General features: G+C 67.2%; 18 protein-coding genes and 1 tRNA gene. 9 read left to right on the top strand and 10 right to left on the bottom strand.

Annotated elements, in window-relative coordinates; genetic code table 11:
- Nucleotides 1-10: 10 nt before the first annotated feature.
- Complete coding sequence (locus ACIBQ6_RS15955) at nucleotides 11-451, bottom strand: hypothetical protein (protein ID WP_397212577.1); 441 nt, start codon at nucleotides 449-451, stop codon at nucleotides 11-13.
- Nucleotides 452-614: 163 nt separating this feature from the next.
- Between ACIBQ6_RS15955 and ACIBQ6_RS15950 the strand changes: the two genes are divergently transcribed.
- Nucleotides 615-1220: an NYN domain-containing protein gene (locus tag ACIBQ6_RS15950; protein ID WP_397212575.1), complete on the top strand. Its 606-nt coding sequence runs from the start codon at nucleotides 615-617 to the stop codon at nucleotides 1218-1220.
- Between the two features lie 270 nt (nucleotides 1221-1490).
- Here ACIBQ6_RS15950 and ACIBQ6_RS15945 read toward each other — a convergent pair.
- The 9 genes from ACIBQ6_RS15945 to dnaA all read right to left on the bottom strand — a co-directional run bounded on the left by ACIBQ6_RS15945 (nucleotide 1491) and on the right by dnaA (nucleotide 13210).
- Nucleotides 1491-1564 (bottom strand) — tRNA-Ile (locus ACIBQ6_RS15945).
- 133 nt (nucleotides 1565-1697) lie between these two features.
- Nucleotides 1698-2348, bottom strand: a complete 651-nt coding sequence (locus ACIBQ6_RS15940; RefSeq protein WP_358291196.1) for a DUF3566 domain-containing protein — start codon at nucleotides 2346-2348, stop codon at nucleotides 1698-1700.
- A gap of 3 nt (nucleotides 2349-2351) precedes the next feature.
- Complete coding sequence (gene gyrA / locus ACIBQ6_RS15935; protein WP_358291198.1) at nucleotides 2352-4850, bottom strand: DNA gyrase subunit A; 2499 nt, start codon at nucleotides 4848-4850, stop codon at nucleotides 2352-2354.
- 15 nt (nucleotides 4851-4865) lie between these two features.
- Complete coding sequence (gyrB, locus tag ACIBQ6_RS15930; RefSeq protein WP_397212573.1) at nucleotides 4866-6809, bottom strand: DNA topoisomerase (ATP-hydrolyzing) subunit B; 1944 nt, start codon at nucleotides 6807-6809, stop codon at nucleotides 4866-4868.
- A gap of 302 nt (nucleotides 6810-7111) precedes the next feature.
- Nucleotides 7112-7612 carry a DciA family protein gene (locus ACIBQ6_RS15925; protein ID WP_357974065.1) on the bottom strand — a complete coding sequence of 167 codons (501 nt, stop codon included), beginning with the start codon at nucleotides 7610-7612 and terminating at the stop codon, nucleotides 7112-7114.
- The gene (recF, locus tag ACIBQ6_RS15920) at nucleotides 7602-8834 is read right to left on the bottom strand and encodes a DNA replication/repair protein RecF (RefSeq protein ID WP_358291201.1); all 1233 of its coding nucleotides are present in this window, start codon (nucleotides 8832-8834) and stop codon (nucleotides 7602-7604) included. Before recF ends, ACIBQ6_RS15925 begins: the two co-directional genes overlap by 11 nt.
- 139 nt (nucleotides 8835-8973) lie before the next feature.
- The gene (gene gnd / locus ACIBQ6_RS15915; RefSeq protein ID WP_352362307.1) at nucleotides 8974-9915 is read right to left on the bottom strand and encodes a phosphogluconate dehydrogenase (NAD(+)-dependent, decarboxylating); all 942 of its coding nucleotides are present in this window, start codon (nucleotides 9913-9915) and stop codon (nucleotides 8974-8976) included.
- Between the two features lie 49 nt (nucleotides 9916-9964).
- Complete coding sequence (gene dnaN / locus ACIBQ6_RS15910) at nucleotides 9965-11104, bottom strand: DNA polymerase III subunit beta (protein ID WP_352324554.1); 1140 nt, start codon at nucleotides 11102-11104, stop codon at nucleotides 9965-9967.
- 525 nt (nucleotides 11105-11629) lie between these two features.
- Nucleotides 11630-13210: a chromosomal replication initiator protein DnaA gene (gene dnaA / locus ACIBQ6_RS15905; protein WP_357974053.1), complete on the bottom strand. Its 1581-nt coding sequence runs from the start codon at nucleotides 13208-13210 to the stop codon at nucleotides 11630-11632.
- Between the two features lie 448 nt (nucleotides 13211-13658).
- On the opposite strand from dnaA, the gene rpmH reads away from it, so the two are divergent.
- The 8 genes from rpmH to ACIBQ6_RS15865 all read left to right on the top strand — a co-directional run bounded on the left by rpmH (nucleotide 13659) and on the right by ACIBQ6_RS15865 (nucleotide 19495).
- Nucleotides 13659-13796: a 50S ribosomal protein L34 gene (rpmH, locus tag ACIBQ6_RS15900; RefSeq protein WP_043614899.1), complete on the top strand. Its 138-nt coding sequence runs from the start codon at nucleotides 13659-13661 to the stop codon at nucleotides 13794-13796.
- Between the two features lie 62 nt (nucleotides 13797-13858).
- A complete protein-coding gene (gene rnpA, locus ACIBQ6_RS15895) occupies nucleotides 13859-14221 on the top strand; it encodes a ribonuclease P protein component (protein WP_397212570.1) in 363 nt (120 codons plus the stop codon).
- A 17-nt stretch (nucleotides 14222-14238) separates the two neighbouring features.
- The gene (gene yidD / locus ACIBQ6_RS15890; RefSeq protein WP_397212841.1) at nucleotides 14239-14496 is read left to right on the top strand and encodes a membrane protein insertion efficiency factor YidD; all 258 of its coding nucleotides are present in this window, start codon (nucleotides 14239-14241) and stop codon (nucleotides 14494-14496) included.
- Between the two features lie 4 nt (nucleotides 14497-14500).
- The gene (gene yidC / locus ACIBQ6_RS15885) at nucleotides 14501-15424 is read left to right on the top strand and encodes a membrane protein insertase YidC (protein WP_352362300.1); all 924 of its coding nucleotides are present in this window, start codon (nucleotides 14501-14503) and stop codon (nucleotides 15422-15424) included.
- A gap of 20 nt (nucleotides 15425-15444) precedes the next feature.
- The gene (locus tag ACIBQ6_RS15880) at nucleotides 15445-15933 is read left to right on the top strand and encodes a R3H domain-containing nucleic acid-binding protein (RefSeq protein WP_352362298.1); all 489 of its coding nucleotides are present in this window, start codon (nucleotides 15445-15447) and stop codon (nucleotides 15931-15933) included.
- A gap of 545 nt (nucleotides 15934-16478) precedes the next feature.
- Entirely contained in the window at nucleotides 16479-17150 is a 672-nt protein-coding gene (gene rsmG, locus ACIBQ6_RS15875; protein WP_352322967.1) for a 16S rRNA (guanine(527)-N(7))-methyltransferase RsmG, read from the top strand.
- A 146-nt stretch (nucleotides 17151-17296) separates the two neighbouring features.
- On the top strand, nucleotides 17297-18256 hold the full coding sequence (locus tag ACIBQ6_RS15870) for a ParA family protein (protein WP_397212568.1): 960 nt from the start codon (nucleotides 17297-17299) through the stop codon (nucleotides 18254-18256).
- A 276-nt stretch (nucleotides 18257-18532) separates the two neighbouring features.
- Complete coding sequence (locus ACIBQ6_RS15865; RefSeq protein ID WP_397212566.1) at nucleotides 18533-19495, top strand: ParB/RepB/Spo0J family partition protein; 963 nt, start codon at nucleotides 18533-18535, stop codon at nucleotides 19493-19495.
- Nucleotides 19496-19959 lie beyond the last annotated feature (464 nt).

Raw genomic sequence — 19959 nt, 5'->3', positions numbered from 1 at the left:
GCGCGGCTTGCTAACCCTGCGGCAGCTGCCAAATGAGAATCGCCCATTTGGCACCCACGGGCGCCTCGACCTTGACGCTCCGGACAGCCGCGTCGTCGGGGATCATGCTGACGCGCACACCGCCAGGCTCGATGGAGCACTGATGAGGGAGCTGAGTTTTGCCCACGCGGACGATTATCGTCCCGCTCGCTCCAACGCAGTCCACCTCAAGGCGAAACGATGCTCTCATCTTGAGCTTCGTGGTCCAGCGGTCAGTCCGCCCCTGCTCATCGACATGATGAAGCAACACCTTGCCTTTGGCGCTTTTCGTCAGATCCGCGAGCGTGCGATCGACAGGGGGCGGATCGATCGAGAAGCGAGGCGGCGATTCACCTTCCTGTCCTGAAAACGAAATTGCACAACCGGCCAGGAGCGACGAGACGACGGCAATGGCCGCAACGTATCTGCGCATATCACCCCTCCGTTGATCAAGTCGCGACAAGGCTACGGCAAGCTCGCTCCGTAGCCTGCTGGGCGGTAATCAGGCATCCAACGTATTGCTATCGCGGACGGGTGCAATGCGTATGCGGACGGGGTGCCGTACACCTCAATCGACGGAACGAGGGGAAGCGATCATGGCCACCTCATATGGAGCGGCCGAGGCCATCCTGAACAGCGACAGCAGATGGATCGCCTACATCGACGCGGCCAACCTCTACTACGGGATCTGCGAGAGTGCAGGCCCCGACTACTGGCGTGTGGACGTCGTCAGAATGTGCAACCAGGTACTGAAGGCGTACAACGGCAAGCTGATCAGGGTGAAGTACTTCACCACCGCGCTGAGCGGCCAGGCCGGAGTGGATCAGAAGCAGTTCGAACAGGACACCATCCGCGTCTACGGCAAGCAGTTCCAGCCGTTCATGGGGAAGACCAAGTACGACGACAAGACCGGCAGCTTCAAGGAGAAGCAGGTCGACGTGCGGCTGGCGGCGCACCTGGTCGGCGACCTGTGCACCAAGGCGTGCGAGGCAGCGCTGGTGGTGAGCTCGGACTCCGATCTGGCCGCGGCGATCGGTGAGGCCAGGTACTACGCGCCGGGCCGGACCATTGTGGCGGCTCATCCCGACGGCGTGCCTTCCGGCGCCTACACAGACGTCGTCGACGAGGCCATCCCGATCGACGCCGGCATGTACAAGAACGCCGCACGCCTGGACGTGACGCTCACGAAGTACCGCAAGTAGGCGGCGAGCCCGCGCGCTCCCGCCGTTCCGCCCGAGACGAGTAGGCCCTCAGCCGGGTCAGTGGTCGTAGGGGATCGAGTGATGGGCCCGCCGGCGGATCGTTCGACCCGCCCATCATTCGACCTCGCCCAGCGCCGCCGCGCCCCGGCTGATGTCAATGCGAATCGATCTCTGGCACCTGAGGACTGACACTCGTGGCGGCACATTGACGGCAAACACTCAAAAGGCCGTCCCCGATCTCCGGGAAACGGCCTCTGCATTGAGAAACTGTGGGGCTACCAGGACTTGAACCTGGGACCTCTTCCTTATCAGGGAAGCGCTCTAACCGTCTGAGCTATAGCCCCGCACACCGAACGGTATCGCATTCGCCTCTTGGAGGCGAACCAGTTGTTCGGACGAGAAAAGCTTACCGTGTCCGACGGGCTGCTCGTGCCGTACCAGCCATCCCGGTACGGCACGAGCCCCCGCCCGAACCTGTTATTCGGCCTCGCTGAACGTCACCTCAACGCCCCCGACCAGGTCGGAGGCGATGTTGTAGATGACCGCGCCCAGCGTGGACAGAGCGGTGATCAGCACCACGTTCACGGCGCCGATCAGCGCGGTGTACCCGAGGATGCGCACCGGCTCGAACCACGAGGCGATGTTGATCGGGATCGAGCTCTGTCCCTGCTCACCCTTGCCGAGCTGGTTGACCAGGTCGACGAGTGAGTCGAACACCCCCAGGGCCGACAGCACGCCGTACAGGACGGCCACTGCCACGAAGAGCACCACGAAGCAGACCAGGGACACCACGAAGCTGAACTTCATGGCCGACCACGGCTCGATGCGGCGCAACACCAGGTGTGCCTTGCGGGGCAGCCTGGACCCCGCGTTGTTCGACGACTTCTTCTTGGGCATCTCGACGGGCGGAGGTGCCTCACTGGTGAGCGACGGACGGAGGCGCACCGTCTCGTTGCCCTCCGCCTGCGGCTCGTCCTTGGAGCGGGGCTGAGCGGCGGCGCCCTTCGCGGGCGTCCTGTCCTGCTCGCCGTCGACCGAATTGAAGATTTCCGGCTCAGCGGACTTCTTCGGCTGCTGTCCGTTACCCGACGCCGCCTGGGCTCTGGCGGTGCCACCCTGGGCGCTCATGATTTACTCTCCTCCCCCGTCTTCCTCATTCTCCACCGGAGTCTCCATCGACTCCGCGTTCCGGGCGAGGGCAACCACGCTGTCGCCTTCGGCGAGGTTCATCAATCGCACTCCCATGGTCTGGCGGCCGGACTGCTTGATCTCGCCGGCACTCGTCCGGATCACCCCGCCGGCGGACGTGATCGCGAAGACCTCGTCCTCTGGGTTGACCATGACGGCTCCGACCAGCTTGCCACGGGAACTCACGATTTTCGCAGTCAGCACGCCCCTACCGCCACGTCCTTGAACTGGATACTGCTCCACTGGCGTCCGTTTTGCGTACCCAGCCTTCGTGGCGATAAGCACATCTTGACCGTCGGCGATCCGATTCATGGCGAGAAGTTCGTCTCCTTCGAGGAACCTCATGCCGATGACACCGCTGGTCGCGCGGCCCATGGGCCGCAGCGCCTCGTCGGAGGCGGTGAACCTGATCGACTGCGCGCCCTTGGAGACGAGCAGCAGATCGTCGGTCTCGGAGACCAGGCGGGCGCCGATGACCTCGTCGTCCTCGCGCAGGTTGATCGCGATCAGACCGCCCGACCTGGGGGAGTCGTACTCGGACAGGCGCGTCTTCTTGACCAGGCCGCTGCGCGTGGCGAGCACCAGGTAGGGGGCGACGTCGTAGTCGCGGAGGTCGAGAACTTCCATGACTGTTTCGTCGGGCTGCATGGCCAAAAGGTTCGCGAGATGCATGCCACGGGCGTCACGCCCGGCATCAGGCAGCTCGTACGCCTTGACCCGGTACACCCGGCCCTTGTTCGTGAAGAACAGCAGCCAGTGGTGCGTCGTGGTGACGAAGAAGTGGTCGACGATGTCGTCCTGGCGCAGCTGGGCGCCGCGCACGCCCTTGCCGCCCCGCTTCTGCGCCCGGTAGAGGTCGGTACGGGTGCGCTTGGCATAACCGCCGCGGGTGATCGTGACGACGATCTCCTCCTCGGCGATGAGGTCTTCGATCGACATGTCGCCGTCGTAGGCGATGATCTCGGTCTTGCGCTCGTCGCCGTAGCGGTTGACGACCTCGGTCAGCTCGTCGCCGATGATCTCGCGCTGGCGGGCCTCGCTGGCCAGGATCGAGTTGTACTCGGCGATCTGGGCCATCAGGCCGTCGTACTCGTCCTGGATGGCCTGCCGCTCCAGGGCGGCCAGCTTGCGCAGCTGCATGTCCAGGATGGCCTGCGCCTGGATCTCGTCGATCTCCAGGAGCCCCATGAGGCCCTGCTGGGCGTGCGAGGCCGACTCCGAGGCCCGGATGAGGGCGATGACGTCGTCGAGCCGCTCAAGGGCCCTCAGCAGCCCGCGCAGGATGTGCGCGCGCTCCTCGGCCTTGCGCAGCAGGTAACGCGTCCGGCGGACGATGACCTCGACCTGGTGGGCCACGTAGTGGCGGATGAACTGGTCGAGCCGCAGCGTGCGCGGCACGCCGTCGACCAGCGCCAGCATGTTGGCGCCGAAGGTGTCCTGGAGCTGGGTGTGCTTGTACAGGTTGTTGAGCACGACCTTGGCGACCGCGTCGCGCTTGAGCACGATCACCAGGCGCTGCCCGACCCGCGAGGAGCTCTCGTCGCGTACGTCGGCGATGCCCGAGAGCTTGCCCTCGCGCACCAGCTCGGCGATCTTCAGGGCCAGGTTGTCCGGGTTGACCTGGTACGGCAGCTCGGTGACGACGAGCGCCTGCCGGCCCTTGTCCTCCTCGACCTCGACGACCGCGCGCATGGTGATCGAGCCGCGCCCGGTGCGGTACGCGTCCTCGATGCCCCGGCGTCCGACGATCAGCGCCTTGGTCGGGAAGTCGGGCCCCTTGACCAGCCTGATCGAGGCTTCCAGCAGCTCCTCGTCGTCGGCCTCGGGGTTCTCCAGGTACCACCGGACGGCGGCCGAGACCTCGCGCAGGTTGTGCGGCGGGATGTTGGTGGCCATGCCGACCGCGATGCCGCCCGAGCCGTTGACCAGCAGCTGCGGGAACCGCGCCGGCAGGACGTCGGGCTCCTGCGACTTGCCGTCGTAGTTCGGGCGGAAGTCGACCGTGTCCTTGTCGATGTCGCGCAGCATCTCCATGGCGATGGGCGCGAGCTTGCACTCGGTGTACCGCATCGCGGCCGCCGGGTCGTTGCCCGGCGAGCCGAAGTTGCCCTGCCCGTCGACCAGGGGATAGCGCAGCGACCACGGCTGGGCCAGGCGGACCAGCGCGTCGTAGATCGAGGTGTCGCCGTGAGGGTGGTAGGTGCCCATCACGTCGCCGACGACGCGGGCGCACTTGAAGTAGCCGCGGTCGGGACGGTAGCCACCGTCGTACATCGCGTAGAGCACCCGCCGGTGCACCGGTTTGAGACCGTCGCGCACGTCAGGCAGCGCCCTGGACACGATGACGGACATCGCGTAGTCCATGTAACTGCGCTGCATCTCGGACTGGATGTCCACCGGTTCGATGCGGTCAGCCGGGGGAGTGGTGTTCACGTCCGTCACAGGTTTAGGTCCTTCTTAAACGTCGAGGAAGCGAACGTCGCGCGCGTTGCGGATGATGAAGTCGCGCCGCGCCTCGACGTCCTCGCCCATGAGCACGCTGAACAGGTCGTCGGCCTGGGCCGCGTCGTCGAGCGTGACCAGGCGCAGCAGTCGCGTCGCCGGGTTCATGGTGGTCTCCCAGAGCTGGCCGGCGTTCATCTCGCCGAGGCCCTTGAACCGCTGGACGTTGTCCCGCGGGCGCGGGTCTGCCTTGCCCTGCGCGATGCCGTCGTTGATGACCGCGTCGCGCTCGGCGTCGGAGTAGGCGTAGGAGGCGTCCTCACCCTTCCGGTCCCACTTGATCTTGTAGAGCGGCGGGCACGACAGGTAGACGTGCCCGGCCTCGATCAGCGGCCGCATGAACCTGAACAGCAGCGTCAGCAGCAGGGTGTTGATGTGCTGGCCGTCGACGTCGGCGTCGGCCATCAGGATCACCTTGTGGTAACGCAGCTTGGCGATGTCGAACTCGTCGTGCACGCCGGTGCCCAGGGCGGTGATGAGCGCCTGGACCTCGTTGTTCTTCAGGACCTTGTCGATCCGCGCCTTCTCGACGTTGAGGATCTTGCCGCGGATGGGCAGGATCGCCTGGAAGCGCGAGTCGCGGCCGCCCTTGGCCGAGCCGCCGGCCGAGTCGCCCTCGACGATGAACAGCTCGCACTTCTCCGGGTCGTTCCACTGGCAGTCGGCCAGCTTGCCGGGAAGGCCGCTGCCGGACTCCAGGAGCGACTTGCGCCGGGTCAGGTCGCGGGCCTGGCGGGCCGCCAGGCGGGCGCGGCTGGCCTGCAGCGACTTGTTGATGATGTCCTTGGCCTCGCCGGGGTTGCGCTCGAACCAGTCGCGCAGGTGGTCGTTGCAGGCCTTCTGCACGAACGACTTGGCCTCGGTGTTGCCCAGCTTGGTCTTGGTCTGGCCCTCGAACTGCGGGTCGGACAGCTTGACCGAGATGATCGCGGTCAGGCCCTCGCGGACGTCCTCGCCGGAGAGGTTGTCGTCCTTGCCCTCCTTGAGGAACTTCTGCTCGCGCGCGTAGCGGTTGACGATGGACGTCAGCGCCGCGCGGAAGCCCTCCTCGTGGGTGCCGCCCTCGGCGGTGTTGATCGTGTTGGCGAAGGTGTACACCGACTCCGCGTAGGAGTTGTTCCACTGCATCGCGATCTCCACCGCGATGCCGTCGCCCTCCTCCTCGAAGGCGACGATCGACGCGTGCGCCGGCTCCTTCTTGGCGTTGAGGTGCTTGACGAAGTCGGCCAGGCCGCCCTCGTAGTGGTATTCGACCGTGCGGGGCTCGCCGTTGACGTGGTCGGGACGCTCGTCGGCGAGCGTGATCGTCAGGCCCTTGTTGAGGAAGGCCATCTCCTGGAAGCGGCGCGAGAGCGTCTCGTAGTTCCAGGTGGTGGTCTCGAAGATCTCGGGATCGGGCCAGAACGTGATCGTGGTGCCGGTCTCGTCGGTCTCCTCGCCCTTGGCCAGCGGGGCCAGCGCCTTGGAGTTGACGAGGTTCAGCCGCCAGTAGTGACCGTTCTGCTTGACCTCGACGTCCATGGCGGTGGACAGCGCGTTGACGACGGCCGAGCCGACGCCGTGCAGGCCGCCGGAGACCGCGTAGGACTGGCTGTCGAACTTGCCGCCCGCGTGGAGTGTGGTCAGCACGACCTCGACGGCCGAGCGCTTCTCCACAGGGTGGATGCCCGTGGGGATGCCGCGGCCGTTGTCGACGACGCGCACGCCGCCGTCGGCCAGCAGCGTGATGTCGATCCTGGTGGCGAAACCGGCCAGCGCCTCGTCCACCGCGTTGTCCACGATCTCGTAGACGAGGTGGTGCAGGCCGCGCTCACCGGTGGAGCCGATATACATACCCGGGCGTTTGCGAACCGCCTCAAGTCCTTCGAGTACGGTGATTGAGCTAGCGTCGTAGGACAACTGCGAAATCCTCCTGCCGCGGACACGCGGCGGGGGAGGCCGTCAACTTCATGCTGCCCCTACCGTGCCCGTCACCGTCGTGAGTGCCCCGATGCGCGGTCACCCGGGGGAGTCGGCTTACTGCCGGGGTGACACGCAAGCGGACGTGTCCGGAATCCGTTTTCATTCTACCGCTTCCCGGAGCCCGTGGTGGCAATACACGCGCCTGTGATGCGCCCTAGCTCGATTTGCCCCCCACTCAAGCATCCCCCCTTCGGAAAGGGGGCTTATCGCGTCTGCGGCTGTCTGATCGCTCCCGGCGCCTAACCATAGGTGTCGCCGGGCCCTCTACTTCCGGTCACCCGCAAACCCCCTGCGGGGCGGGGCGCGTTCTGCGGCCCCCTGACCTTGACCTTTGTCACGGAACCGTCACCCAGCTCCTCGTTGAGCCTGCGGATGAGGGTGCGCGCGAGCAGCCTGACCTGCGTCGCCCAGGCTGTGGAATCGGCCGCGATGAGCACCTCGCCCTCGTCGAAGGACTCCGGCCGGGTGTGGGCGGCCAGGTCGGGGCCGACGATCTCCTTCCACCGGCCGAACACCGCGCCGACGGCCGCCGAGCGCTCCCAGCCGCGGTCGGCCAGCAGGTCGGCGATGGCCCGGCCGAAGAGCTGGGGATCGCCGGCCTCCCTGCGCGGGCCGGCCTTGCGCCTGGGCTCGCGGCGCGGGAGCTGGCCGCGCTTGGCCGCGTCGGCCTTCGCCTGCGCTAGCTTCTCCCTCGCCATGGCGGCCCCCCTGGCCGCCGCGTTGTGCTGCTCATCGGACACGGGTCACGCTCCCCTCAGCGACGTCGAAACGGGCCCCCGCCAGCTCCTTCGGCACGTCGTCGGGCACGGCGGCGGTGATCAGCACCTGTTCGGCCGGCGCGACGATCTCGGCCAGCCGGCGCCGGCGCTGGCTGTCGAGCTCGGCGAACACGTCGTCGAGGATCAGCACCGGGTCGCCGCCGTCGGCCCGCAGCAGGTCGTAGGCGGCCAGCCGCAGCGCCAGCGCGAACGACCACGACTCGCCGTGGCTGGCGTAGCCGCGGGCGGGCAGGTCGCCGAGGCCCAGGATCAGGTCGTCGCGGTGTGGGCCGACCAGGGTGACGCCCCGTTCCAGCTCGGCCTGGCGGACCTCCGTGAGCCGGTCGCGGAGCTGCTGTTCAAGGGTTTTCCCCAAGTCTGTGGATAACGTCTGCGCATCGGGAGATCCCCGCTCACCGGCGACTTCGTCCTCCGCGCCGTCCCCACCTGTGGACAACGTGCTGCGGTAGGCCAGCGTCGCGGGGGCGCTCGTGGGGGCCAGCGCGGCGTAGGCCCCGGCCACCAGCGGGCGCAACGCCTCGATGAGCTCCAGCCGCGCCCGCAACAGCTCCGCGCCGTGCCTGGCGAGGTGGGCGTCCCACACCTCCAGCGTGCTCAGGACGTCGCCGGCGCCCGCGGCGGCGAACGCGGTGTCGCTCTCGGCCCGCCGGCCGCTCCTGCTGCCTCTGCGGGCCTGCGCGGCCGTGCGCAGCAGGGCGCCGCGCTGCTTCAGCACCCGGTCGTAGTCGGCCCGGACCCCGGCGAACCTCGGAGCCCTGGCCACGAGCAGGTCGTCGAGGAAACGGCGGCGCTCCGACGGGTCGCCCTTGGACAGCGCCAGGTCCTCCGGCGCGAACAGCACCGTGCGCAGCAGCCCGATGACGTCGCGCGGCCTGGACACGGGGGAGCGGTTGAGCCGCGCCCGATTGGCCTTGCCCGGGTTGATCTCCAGCTCCACCAGCGCCCGCCGGTCGTCCCTGTGGACGGCGCAGCGCACGATGGCCCGCGCGGCCCCCTGCCGCACCAGCGGCGCGTCGTTGGCCACGCGGTGGCTGGAGTGCGTCGCGACATAGCCGAGGGCCTCGACCAGGTTGGTCTTGCCCTGGCCGTTGGGCCCGACGAGAGCCGTGACGCCCGGTTCCAGACCGAGCTCCACGGACGCGTAGGACCTGAAGTCGGTCAGCGAGAGGTGGGCGACATGCACCCCACGAAGGTTAGTCCGCCGCGGGGGCCGCCCGTGTCATCGGCTTGCCGTCCTGTGGAAAACCTCGGGCTTCCCCGGACGGCCTGTGGACCACAGGCCGGCCCGACCGGCCGGACCCCGGCTTGACTGCTCGGCTGGGTTACTCGGCTTCGCGCGGCGGGGCCACGTCGGCGCCGGGCGAGTCGGCGCCCTTGCCGGTGCTGCCCTCGGTCGAGGTGATCGCGTGGCCGCCGAACTGGTTGCGCAGCGCGGCGACGACCTTCATCGCGGGGGAGTCGTCCTGGCGCGAGGCGAACCGCGCGTAGAGGGCGGCGGTGATCACCGGCAGCGGCACGGCGTGGTCGACGGCCGCCTGGACCGTCCAGCGGCCCTCGCCGGAGTCCTGGGCGTAACCGCGGAGCTGGTCGAGGTGCTCGTCGTCGTCGAGCGCCCGCACCATCAGATCGAGCAGCCAGGAGCGGATGACGGTGCCGGTGCGCCAGCTGCTGAAGGAGCCCCTGACGTCCTTGACGACGTCGGACGCCTCCAGAAGCTCCCAGCCCTCCGCGAACGCCTGCATCATGCCGTACTCGATGCCGTTGTGGACCATCTTCGCGAAGTGGCCGGCGCCGACGTCACCGGCGTGGACGAAGCCGTCCTCGCCCTCGGGCTTGAGCGTCTCGAAGATCGGCATGAGCCGGTCGACGTCGGCCTGCTCGCCGCCGCACATGAGGGCGTAGCCGTTCTGGAGCCCCCACACGCCGCCGCTCACGCCGCAGTCGACGAAGCCGATGCCCTTCTCGCGCAGCTCGGCGGCGTGCTTCTGGTCGTCCACATAGTGTGAATTGCCGCCGTCGACGACGATGTCGCCCTCGTCGAGCAGCTCGCCGAGCTCGTCGATCGTCTGCTGGGTGGGCTTGCCCGCGGGAACCATGACCCAGACCGCGCGCGGCGCGGACAGCCGTTCGACCAGCTCCTTCAGGCTGGCCACGTCGCTGATGCCGGGGTCGCGGTCGTAACCGACCACCTCCTGGCCGCCGCGGCGCAGCCGCTCGGCCATGTTGCCGCCCATCTTGCCCAGTCCCACCATGCCGATCTGCATGACGCTCCTCTACCCCCTTGTCAGGCTTCCATCATCCCCGATGACGGGATCAGCCCGACAGGCGGATGGGCATGATCAGGTAACGGTAGTCCGTACCTGCGCCTTCGTCCACAGGCTTGCCCCCTGTGAGGATGGCCGGTTTGGTCGAGGTCGTCATCTGCAGGCGCGCCACGTCCGAGTCGATCGCGCCGAGCCCCTCCAGCAGGAACTGGTGGTTGAAGGCGATGTTCATCTCCTCGCCCTCGTAATCCACGGGCAGTGCCTCGACGGCCTGCGCCTCGTCGCCGCTGCCGGCCTCCAGCACGACCTCGCCGCTCCTGAACGCCAGACGTACGGGGGTGTTGCGCTCGGCGACCAGGGCCACGCGCTTGACCGCCTCGACGAACGGGCCTGTGGACAGGTCGGCGCGCGCGGAGAACTCCGTGGGCAGCAGCGAGCGGTACTTGGGGAACTCGGGGTCGAGCAGCCGCGTCGTGGTGCGCCGGCCCGCGCTGGAGAAGCCGATCATGCCCTCGCCGGTGCCGCCGGCCGAGCTGAGCGCGATCTCCACCTCGGCGCCGGTGGTGCCGAGGGCCTTGGCGGTGTCGGCGAGCGTCTTGCCGGGGATCATCGCGATCGCGGCGAAGTCGGGCTGGCCCGGCTGCCACTTGAGCTCGCGCACGGCGAGCCGGTAGCGGTCGGTGGCGGCGAGGGTGACGGTGTCGCCCTCGATCTCCATGCGCACGCCCGTGAGCATCGGCAGCGTGTCGTCCCGGCCCGCCGCGACGGCGACCTGGCTGACGGCGGAGGCGAACACGTCGCTGCCCACCCGCCCGGCGGCCGGCGGCATGGCCGGGAGCGACGGGTAGTCCTCCACAGGCATGGTCAGCAGGGTGAACCGGGCGCTGCCGCAAGTGACGACGGCCTTGGCGCCTTCCACCACGAAGTCCACAGGCTGTGCGGGAAGCGCGCGCGTGATCTCGGCGAGCAGCTTGCCCGAGACCAGGACGACGCCCGCCTCACCGGTGTGGAGTTCGAGCGTGACCTCGGCGGAGACCTCGTAGTCGAACCCCGACAGCTTGAGCTGCTGGCCCTCCGTCACCTCCAGGCGCATGCCGGCGAGCACGGGCACCGACGGGCGCGCCGGGAGACTGCGTGCCGTCCATGCCACCGCCTCAGCGAGGACGTCTCGCTCGATTCGGAACATCACGGTGATCAGCCTCCTGGGTTCGTCGTTGATTCAAGTGTTCACTCTCCCGCACCGCGGTTCGGGGAGAACCCCTCTATGGGTCTTTGATTTTCTTAGTAAGAGAGATAAGAGGTCATCACACTAGGGGCTGTGGGAACTGTGGACAACTGATGTCCTCGCAGCTCAGTGCCCCTGTTTTCATCCACCGAGGGTGTGGGTGACGCCTGGGGGAAACTTCGCCGCCTGGGGATGGAGATTCGTCGCCCACAGGCCGTCCCCAGATCATGGGGTGTTCATCCACCGGTTATCCACGAGGTTTCCACAGGTTGTCCACGGGGTAAGAGGGGGCCTTCTGGAGTCCCAGATCGACTGTTCACAGGCCGTCCACACGTTATCCACGAGTCATCCCCAGGTTCTCCTCAGGATGTCCCCAGATTCGTCCCCAGCCCTTGTGGGTGGATTTTTCCCGGCATTGGCGGTCGTACCGACGCGCCGATTTTGCGTTTCCGCTGGTCCACAGTGTTTTCCACAGGCTGTGTACGAGCATCAAGATCCACGCTTGCTCTGTTTGATACGCATTGTCAGCTCGTTGACCTGGTTGTACATCGACCTGCGCTCGGCGATGAGCGACCGGATCTTGCGCTCGGCGTGCATCACGGTGGTGTGGTCGCGGCCGCCGAACTGCTGGCCGATCTTCGGCAGCGACAGCTCGGTCAGCTCGCGCGCCAGGTACATGGCGATCTGCCGGGCGTTGACGAGCGCGCGGCTGCGCGAGGTGCCGCACAGGTCTTCGATGCTGATGCCGAAGTAGTTGGCGGTCTCGGTCATAATGGCCGCGATCGTGATCTCGGTGTCGGACTCCGAGGTGATCAGGTCCTTCAGCACGACCTCGGCGAGCTGCAGGTCCACGCCCTGCCTGTTGAGGCTGGCGAACGCGGTCACCCTGATCAGGGCGCCCTCCAGCTCGCGGATGTTGGTGGAGATCCGGCTCGCGATGTACTCCAGCACCTCGGGCGGCGCGGCCAGGCCCTCCTGGATGGCCTTCTTCCGCAGGATCGCGATGCGGGTCTCCAGCTCAGGCGGCTGGACGTCGGTGATCAGGCCCCACTCGAACCGGTTGCGCAGCCGGTCCTCCAGCGTGATGAGCTGCTTGGGCGCGCGGTCGCTGGAGATGACGATCTGCTTGTTGGCGTTGTGCAGGGTGTTGAAGGTGTGGAAGAACTCCTCCTGCGTCTGTTCCTTGCCCTCCAGGAACTGGATGTCGTCCACAAGCAGGATGTCGATCGCGCGGTAGCGGCCGCGGAAGCCGTCGGCCTTGTGGTCGCGGATGCTGTTGATGAAGTCGTTGGTGAACTCCTCCGAGCTCACGTATCTCACCCGGGCGCCGTCGTACAGGCTCTGCGCGTAATGCCCGATCGCGTGCAGCAAGTGGGTCTTCCCCAGGCCGGAGTCGCCGTAAATGAAGAGCGGGTTGTACGCCTTCGCGGGGGATTCGGCCACCGCCACGGCCGCGGCGTGCGCGAACCGGTTGCTGGCGCCGATGACGAATGTCTCAAATGTGTACTTCTGGTTGAGTCTGGCCGGCTCGCTGGGCTTGTTGCTCTTCGCTTCCCAGCGATTCGGCGCCGGCTCCGGCGCTTTCTCCACAGGCGGTGTGTACGGCTGCACCTGTTCAAAAGAGAACGAAGGCTGTGGATATTCGGTGGACGCCGGAGGCTGCTCGGGCTGTGGAGAATAGAACTGCGGGGGCTCGGATGCCTGGTAGTGCTGGGGTTGCACCGGCTGTGTGTAACGCGGCTGGCTATCCACACTCTGGGGATAAGGCACATTCACAGGCTGTTGATGGGCGTCCGGCAAAGGCTGTTCCGGAGCCGTGGTGTCGATCATCACGGCCAGCCGCATCGTCATCCCCAGCTCCTGGGACAGCGCGTGGGCCACCAGCGGGCGCAACTTGCCCTCGATGAGGTCCTTGAGGAAGTCGTTGGGGACGCCGAGCACGATCGTGTCGTCCGCGAGAGCGATCGGACGGACCATCGACAGCCAGGTGCGCTGCTGGATGGGCACGTTCTCGTTGAGGAAGTTGCCCAGGGCCCTCGCCCATACCGTGCCGAGGTCGACACCACTCATGGTGCGGCTCCCCTCCTTCCTCTCGCGGCCCCCCGCGATCGTTTATCCACATGACCGTGGTCGCCCCGAGCGGTCGGCGACCCCTTCGTCCACAGCGTGGCGGCAGGGCTTCGTACCCAGGTCCTCCACAGGAGATCCACAGGCTGTGCACGGTGTTTCCGGTGGTCCAGAAGGGCCGACAGTATCCATGTGCACAGCTGTGTTCAAGACGTTGTCCACAGCGTAGTGGCACCTGGATGCACAAACTGTGGACGTGGGCCCGGCGGTGGAAAAGTCGCCTGTGGATCAGTGGATAACCCGTTCAGTTTGACCTGGGACGCCGTTGGCCCGTAACGTACGACGGTCGGCTTGCCACGCGACGGCTATTTCGCGTGCCCTCGCTCCCACGGCAGGCCAGCCATGTGTGTATAAGCGCCCCTGGGCGCACCTTCAAGCCTGGAGCCCACCCGTGAGCAAGCGTACTTTCCAGCCGAACAACCGTCGCCGCGCGAAGACCCACGGCTTCCGGCTGCGGATGCGCACCCGGGCCGGTCGCGCCATCCTCGCTGCCCGTCGCCGCAAGGGCCGCGAGAAGCTGTCGGCCTGATCGACCCGCGCCCGAAGTCCGGCCCGTCGGTGTACCTCGCCGACGGGCGTTAGGCGTATACGGTGCTGTCCCGTCAATCCCGCATGCGGCGCGGGGACGAGTTCGAAGCGGCGGTCCGACGCGGCAAACGCGCCGGACGCCCCACTTTGGTGGTGCATCTCAACCTTTCTGGGGAAGAGACACCTCTGGTTGGTTTCGTGGTGAGCAAGGCCGTTGGTGGCGCGGTGACCCGGAACAAGGTCAAACGACGGCTCCGACACCTGATGCGCGACCGTCTCGACCGGCTGCCGCGAGGTAGCCTGCTGGTGGTACGCGCCAATCCACCGGCCGCGTCCGCGTGCGTCGAGCAACTGGCCGCCGATCTCGACGCCGCGCTGGATCGTTTGTTCAGGCGGCGCGAGTCCTCGACGGGTGGACACAGATGACGGAGCAGCCGCAAGGGATGCCGGGCCTCACCGCCCGGGCGCTGATCATCCCCATTCGGTTCTACCGGGCGTTCATCAGCCCGATGCTCGGTCCACGCTGCCGGTTCTACCCGTCGTGCAGCGCGTATGGGCTCGAGGCGATTGCCGTACATGGGGCATTGCGCGGCACATGGCTGACTGTCCGGCGCATCGGGCGGTGCCACCCATTCCATCCCGGAGGTATAGACCCGGTGCCCCCACGCCCGGTCCGGTCCCACGAAACGCAAGGGAGCTAGCTCGGTGGAGCTGTCCTGGCTCAATTGGCTGTACACGGCCGTCGCCCAAGTCATCACCTGGATCCACCAGGTCTACAGCACTTTCCTCGACCCCAACAGCGGGTTGACCTGGGCGCTGACCATCGTCACGCTGACCGTCTGCATGCGGATCCTCATCTTCCCGCTGTTCCTCAAGCAGATGCGGTCGTCGCGGAAGATGCAGGAGCTGGCACCGAAGGTCCAGGAGCTCCGCAAGCGCTACAAGAACGACAAGCAGCGCATGAACCAGGAGGTCATGGCGCTGTACCAGGGCGCGGGCGCCAACCCCCTCGGTGGCTGCCTCCCCGTCGTGGCGCAGTTCCCGATCTTCATCTCGATGTTCACCGTGCTGCGGGCCATCGCCGCCGACCAGGCCAAGTTCGGCATGTCGCAGGAGCTGGTCGACAGCGCCAAGCACGCGCTGATCATCAACGCTCCCCTGCCCGCCACGTTCTTCGAGGCTCCTGACATCGCCCAGAAGGTCGTCATCGGCTTCTTCGTGGCGATCAGCTCGCTGACCACGTTCCTCACCGTCCGGCAGAGCGTGACCCGCTCGATGGCGCAGATGCCGGACAACCCCATGGCGCAGCAGCAGAAGATCCTGATGTACATCTCGCCGCTGTTCGCCTTCTTCAGCCTCAACTTCCCGCTGGGCCTGATCCTCTACTGGGTCACCACCAACCTGTGGACGCTGGGCCAGCAGCACTGGTTCTACAGCCGGCACCCGATGCCGCAGTTCGACGCCAAGGGCAACGCCATCCCCGTGACGCCCAAGCCCGGCCTGGTGGCAAAGATGCGCAAGACCACTCCGGAAGAGGAGGCCCCTCCCGCCCCGCCGGAGCCTAAGATCATTAGGCAGCAGCCCAGCCGCCAGTCCCGCAGCAAGCGCACCGGCAGCAAGAAGTCTTGAACACGAAGGAGAGGCCGGCCATGACCGAGGCCGAGCAGGAGAAGGCTCCTGATCTCAACGCGCTTGAGCAGGAAGGCGAGATCGCTGCCGACTACGTCGAGGGCCTTCTCGACATCGCCGACATCGACGGCGACATCGACATGGACGTCGAGGGCGACCGCGCCATGGTCTCCGTCGTGGGGCTCAAGGGCAACGAGCTGGTCGGGCCCGCCGGCGAGGTCCTGGAGGCGCTGCAGGAGCTGACCCGGCTGGCCGTCCACCGGCAGACCGGGGAGCGGTCGCGGCTCATGCTCGACGTCGCCGGCTACCGCGAGCGCCGCCGGGCCGAGCTGAGCAAGCTCGGCACCGAGGTCGCCAACCAGGTCAAGGACAAGGGTGAGCCGAAGGCGCTGCACCCGATGACGCCGTTCGAGCGGAAGATCGTCCACGACGCGGTGGCGGCCGCCGGGCTGCGCAGCGAGTCCGAAGGTGAGGAGCCGCAGCGGTACGTGGTGGTCCTTCCCGCCTGAAACGTGCATGGTGAGCCGGTTCGGCCGTCTGTCGGCGCTTGGGTGCGCTGATGGGCGGCCGTTTCCGTATCTATAGCTGTACGTACGGGATGCGGGGCCTATGTGGGCCGCTGGCGGGTTTGCGGGCTGGTCTCCGTGCTTGTGCGGATCGATCCCTGTTTCTTGTTGTTGGGGAGTTGTCCGGCATCTTTGTGCGCTGGCGTTGGAGTTCGGCGCTGTTAGCGGGGGAGCGCGCGGTTTTGTGCGTTGGCCTTGTTGTTCGTCCTGAAAAGTGCCTCTGAGTGCTTCTTTCGGATGATATGCGCTCTATGTCGTTTGTAGGGGATTTGGTGTCGAGGGTGGATCGGGAGGGGCGCGCGGCGGCGTGCTCGACCGTCACCCACATGCCAGCCCGCTAGTCTTCCAGTGTGATCTCACATCTAGCCTTGGGTGGACACCGCCCCTAGAACGTCGAGACACCCACCGTCGAACGCCCACCGGCATCACCGCCGAGCAGGCAACCTGAGTACGAACACCACCTGAGACCGAGAAAGGGCCAGCATCCAGTGAGCGAAGAGCTTCCGGCGCCGCCGGACATAGCGCGGGACGTCTTCGCCGGGGAGGCATGGGACCGTGCGAACGCGTTCGCGGCGCTGCTGGCGGGCCCGGGCGTCGTCCGGGGCTTGCTGGGGCCGCGTGAGGTGCCGCGTATCTGGGATCGCCACCTGCTCAACTGCGCCGTGGTCGCCGAGGCCGTGCCGCCGGAGGTGCGGCTGGTGGACATCGGCTCGGGGGCGGGGCTGCCGGGGCTGGTGCTGGCCATCGTCCGCCAGGACATCGAGGTCACGCTGCTGGAGCCGTTGCTTCGCCGTACGGTGTTCCTGGAGGAGTGCGTCGAGGCGCTCAAGCTGGACAACGTCGAGGTGCTGCGTGGGCGGGCCGAGGATCTGGCGGGGGAGCGGGAGTTCGACGTCGCCAGTGCTCGGGCGGTCGCGCCACTCGACCGGCTGCTGAAGTGGGCCATGCCTCTTCTGCGTGAGGGCGGCGAGCTGATAGCCATGAAGGGGGAGCGAGCCGCCGGCGAGCTCGCCGAGGCGGAGTCCCAATTGCGGGCCTGCGGGGCCCGAACGGCCGAGCTTGTGACCGTCGGGCACGGTAAGGTCGAGCCGCCTGCAACATTGGTTCGGGTGGTAGCGGGTCGCGCGCCGGAGCGAGCCAGGCGGCGACGAAGGAGGTGACGGTTGTGCCAGTCGCGTCTTGCGGTCTTGGCTGGCCGGACAGCCGTCTGTCCGAGAGCCCAACCGGGGTTGGATGGCCCGAAATGGGCGTGTCGCAACAGCAAATTCCCGGCACCGGCACACCACTGGTTGAAAGGATGGCCAACGTGACCCAGACCCCCCTGAACCCCGGTGATTCGCCGTTGGTACGAGAGGCGCTCAGTTCAGTGGTTTCACGTGAAACACCTGCCACCACCCAACCGGCTGCCCCTCAGCCAGCCACCGAGCAGCCCGCCGCCACCCAGAGGGGCGGCACCAGCGGCGACGGCGACAACTCCTGGCCTCGGCCGGCGAAGTGCAGAGTGATCGCGGTGGCCAACCAGAAGGGCGGCGTCGGCAAGACCACCACCTCGGTGAACATTGCCGCGGCCCTGTCGATGCACGGCCAGCGCGTCCTCGTGGTGGACCTCGACCCGCAGGGCAACGCCTCGACGGCGCTGGCCACGGAGCATCGTGGTGACGTACCGGATGTGTACCAGGTGCTCGTCGACGATCTGCCCATGGTGGACATCGTCAAGCAGGTCCCCGAGATGCCGAACCTCTACTGCGCGCCCGCCACGATCGACCTGGCCGGCGCGGAGATCGAGCTCGTCTCGCTGGTGGCGCGGGAGGCCCGGCTCCGGCGGGCGCTGGCGGCGTACGAGGCGGAGTTCGACTACATCGTCATCGACTGCCCGCCGTCCCTCGGCCTGCTGACGGTCAACGCCCTGGTCGCGGCGGAGGAGGTCATGATTCCGATCCAGTGCGAGTACTACGCGCTGGAGGGCCTGGGGCAGCTCCTCAGGAACGTCGACCTCATCAAGGCGCACCTCAACCCGGCTCTGCGGCTCTCCACGATCGTCCTGACGATGTACGACGGGCGTACCCGGCTGGCTTCGCAGGTCGCCGACGAAGTGCGGTCGCACTTCGGGGAGACGGTGCTGAAGACAGTCATTCCGCGCAGCGTCCGGCTGTCGGAGGCGCCCAGCTATGGGCAGTCGGTCATGACGTACGATCCGGGGTCGAGCGGGGCGATGGCCTACATGGACGCGGCCCGGGAGATCGCCCACCGCGCCACCGTGGCTTGACGGCTGGTCGCTCGCGGGTCTTTCAGGCACGGTCTGAGGGTGTGGGTTGTCATGCCCGTGCTCCGGTGTGCCTGCGCCGGGTCGGCGGGGTGGACGTCGGCGCTGGACGCCGACGGTGAGCGGTGTCGTTCGGCGCGAGTCGTGAGTTGGGCAGATTTGTAACCGTGTCGGCGTAAATCCCACGGGACTGTGTGTGGCGTGGGGGCACCCCGCTGGGCCCGCAACGGTAACCTCTCCTGGAGTGACCGGAATCGACCGGCTGGATGAGGAGACGCAGTGAGTCAGCAGCGGCGGGGATTGGGCAAGGGACTCGGGGCGCTCATCCCGACCGGACCCATCGTTGACGGCCCGGGTACGGCGCCCGCTCCCTCGAACGGTTCCACGGTCGAGGCAGGTCCGAAGCCGATCGCTGGAGCGTACTTCAAAGAGGTCGCGCTGACCGCGATCGTGCCCAACCCTCGTCAGCCGCGTGAGGTGTTCGACGACGAGCGCCTCCAGGAGCTCGCCGACTCCATCCGCGAGGTCGGCCTTCTGCAGCCGATCGTGGTGCGATCCGTGGGTGGCGGCCAGTACGAGCTGATCATGGGGGAGCGGCGCTGGCGGGCGTGCCAGCAGGTCGGTCTTGACCCGGTCCCGGCGATCGTCCGGAACACCCAGGACACCGACCTCCTCCGGGACGCGCTCATCGAGAACCTCCAGCGCGAGCAGCTGAACGCCCTGGAAGAGGCGGCCGCCTACCAGCAGTTGCTGGACGACTTCCAGGCGACCCACGAGCAGTTGGCCAGCAAGGTGGGGCGCTCTCGGTCCCACATCACCAACACGCTCCGGCTGCTCAACCTCCCGCCGGAGGTTCAGCTCCGCGTGGCCGCCGGCACCATCAGCGCCGGGCACGCTCGCGCCCTGCTCGGCCTGAGCAGTGCGGAGGAGCAGGTTGAGTTGGCCAAGCGCATCGTGGCGGAACTGCTGTCCGTGAGGGCGGTGGAGGAGATCGTCGCCATGGGCAGCGCGAAGGCCGCTCAGAAGGCGCCGCGTGAGCGGCAGGCACCCAAGCCTACGGCTCCTGGTCTGACCCATCTGGCGGACCGGCTCTCCGACCACTTCGAGACGAAGGTCAAGGTCGACTTGGGGCGGCGTAAGGGGCGGATCGTGGTGGAGTTCGCGACGATCGACGACCTTGAGCGCATCATCGGGACGATGGCGCCTGAGGCGGCACGGGCGATGCGCGAGCGCGAGGACTGACCTTGCCTGTTTCACGTGAAACCACTCGCCTTTTCACGTGAAACCCCTTCCTCCGCTCTTCGCTTCTCCCTTCTCTTCAGTTCTCCTCTCTCCTCTTCTCTGTTCTCTGTTCGCCTGTGCTGGTCCTTCTTCGTGTTGTGGGTGGGTCCGCAGGGCTGCGCCGTGAGTGCGGCATGCGGGGGGAGCACGATGGCTGGCCGGGCTGCGGCCTTGGGGTCTCTCCAGCTCGCTCCGGCTCGCGCGGCGCTCCAGCTTGCGCGGCGCCCCGACTCGCCCATCTTGCGTGGTTCCCCGGCTTCTCAGTTCGCCCTGCCGGGTCGGTTCTTCGGCTCCTTGGTTTGCCCGGCTCTTGCGTAGCTCGCTTAGTGCCGTGTGGTGATTGCTCGGCAGCTTCGTTCGCGTCGAAGTCCCGCGGCTGGGGTCGCGCCTGGCGGGTTCTGTTCAGCCTCGACCTCTTCCCGGGG

This window comes from Nonomuraea sp. NPDC049655 (assembly GCF_044465465.1).
Classification (GTDB): domain Bacteria; phylum Actinomycetota; class Actinomycetes; order Streptosporangiales; family Streptosporangiaceae; genus Nonomuraea.
The sequence above is the reverse complement of the archived record's forward strand: the minus strand, read 5'-3'. Positions and strand labels throughout refer to the sequence as shown.

Coding starts and splice junctions, on each gene's coding strand:
- ACIBQ6_RS15955 (WP_397212577.1), bottom strand. CDS start 451: ATGCGCAGATACGTTGCGGCCATTGCCGTCGTCTCGTCGCTCCTGGCC.
- ACIBQ6_RS15950 (WP_397212575.1), top strand. CDS start 615: ATGGCCACCTCATATGGAGCGGCCGAGGCCATCCTGAACAGCGACAGC.
- ACIBQ6_RS15940 (WP_358291196.1), bottom strand. CDS start 2,348: ATGAGCGCCCAGGGTGGCACCGCCAGAGCCCAGGCGGCGTCGGGTAAC.
- gnd (WP_352362307.1), bottom strand. CDS start 9,915: ATGCAGATCGGCATGGTGGGACTGGGCAAGATGGGCGGCAACATGGCC.
- dnaA (WP_357974053.1), bottom strand. CDS start 13,210: ATGAGTGGTGTCGACCTCGGCACGGTATGGGCGAGGGCCCTGGGCAAC.
- yidD (WP_397212841.1), top strand. CDS start 14,239: ATGCCGGGCCTCACCGCCCGGGCGCTGATCATCCCCATTCGGTTCTAC.
- ACIBQ6_RS15880 (WP_352362298.1), top strand. CDS start 15,445: ATGACCGAGGCCGAGCAGGAGAAGGCTCCTGATCTCAACGCGCTTGAG.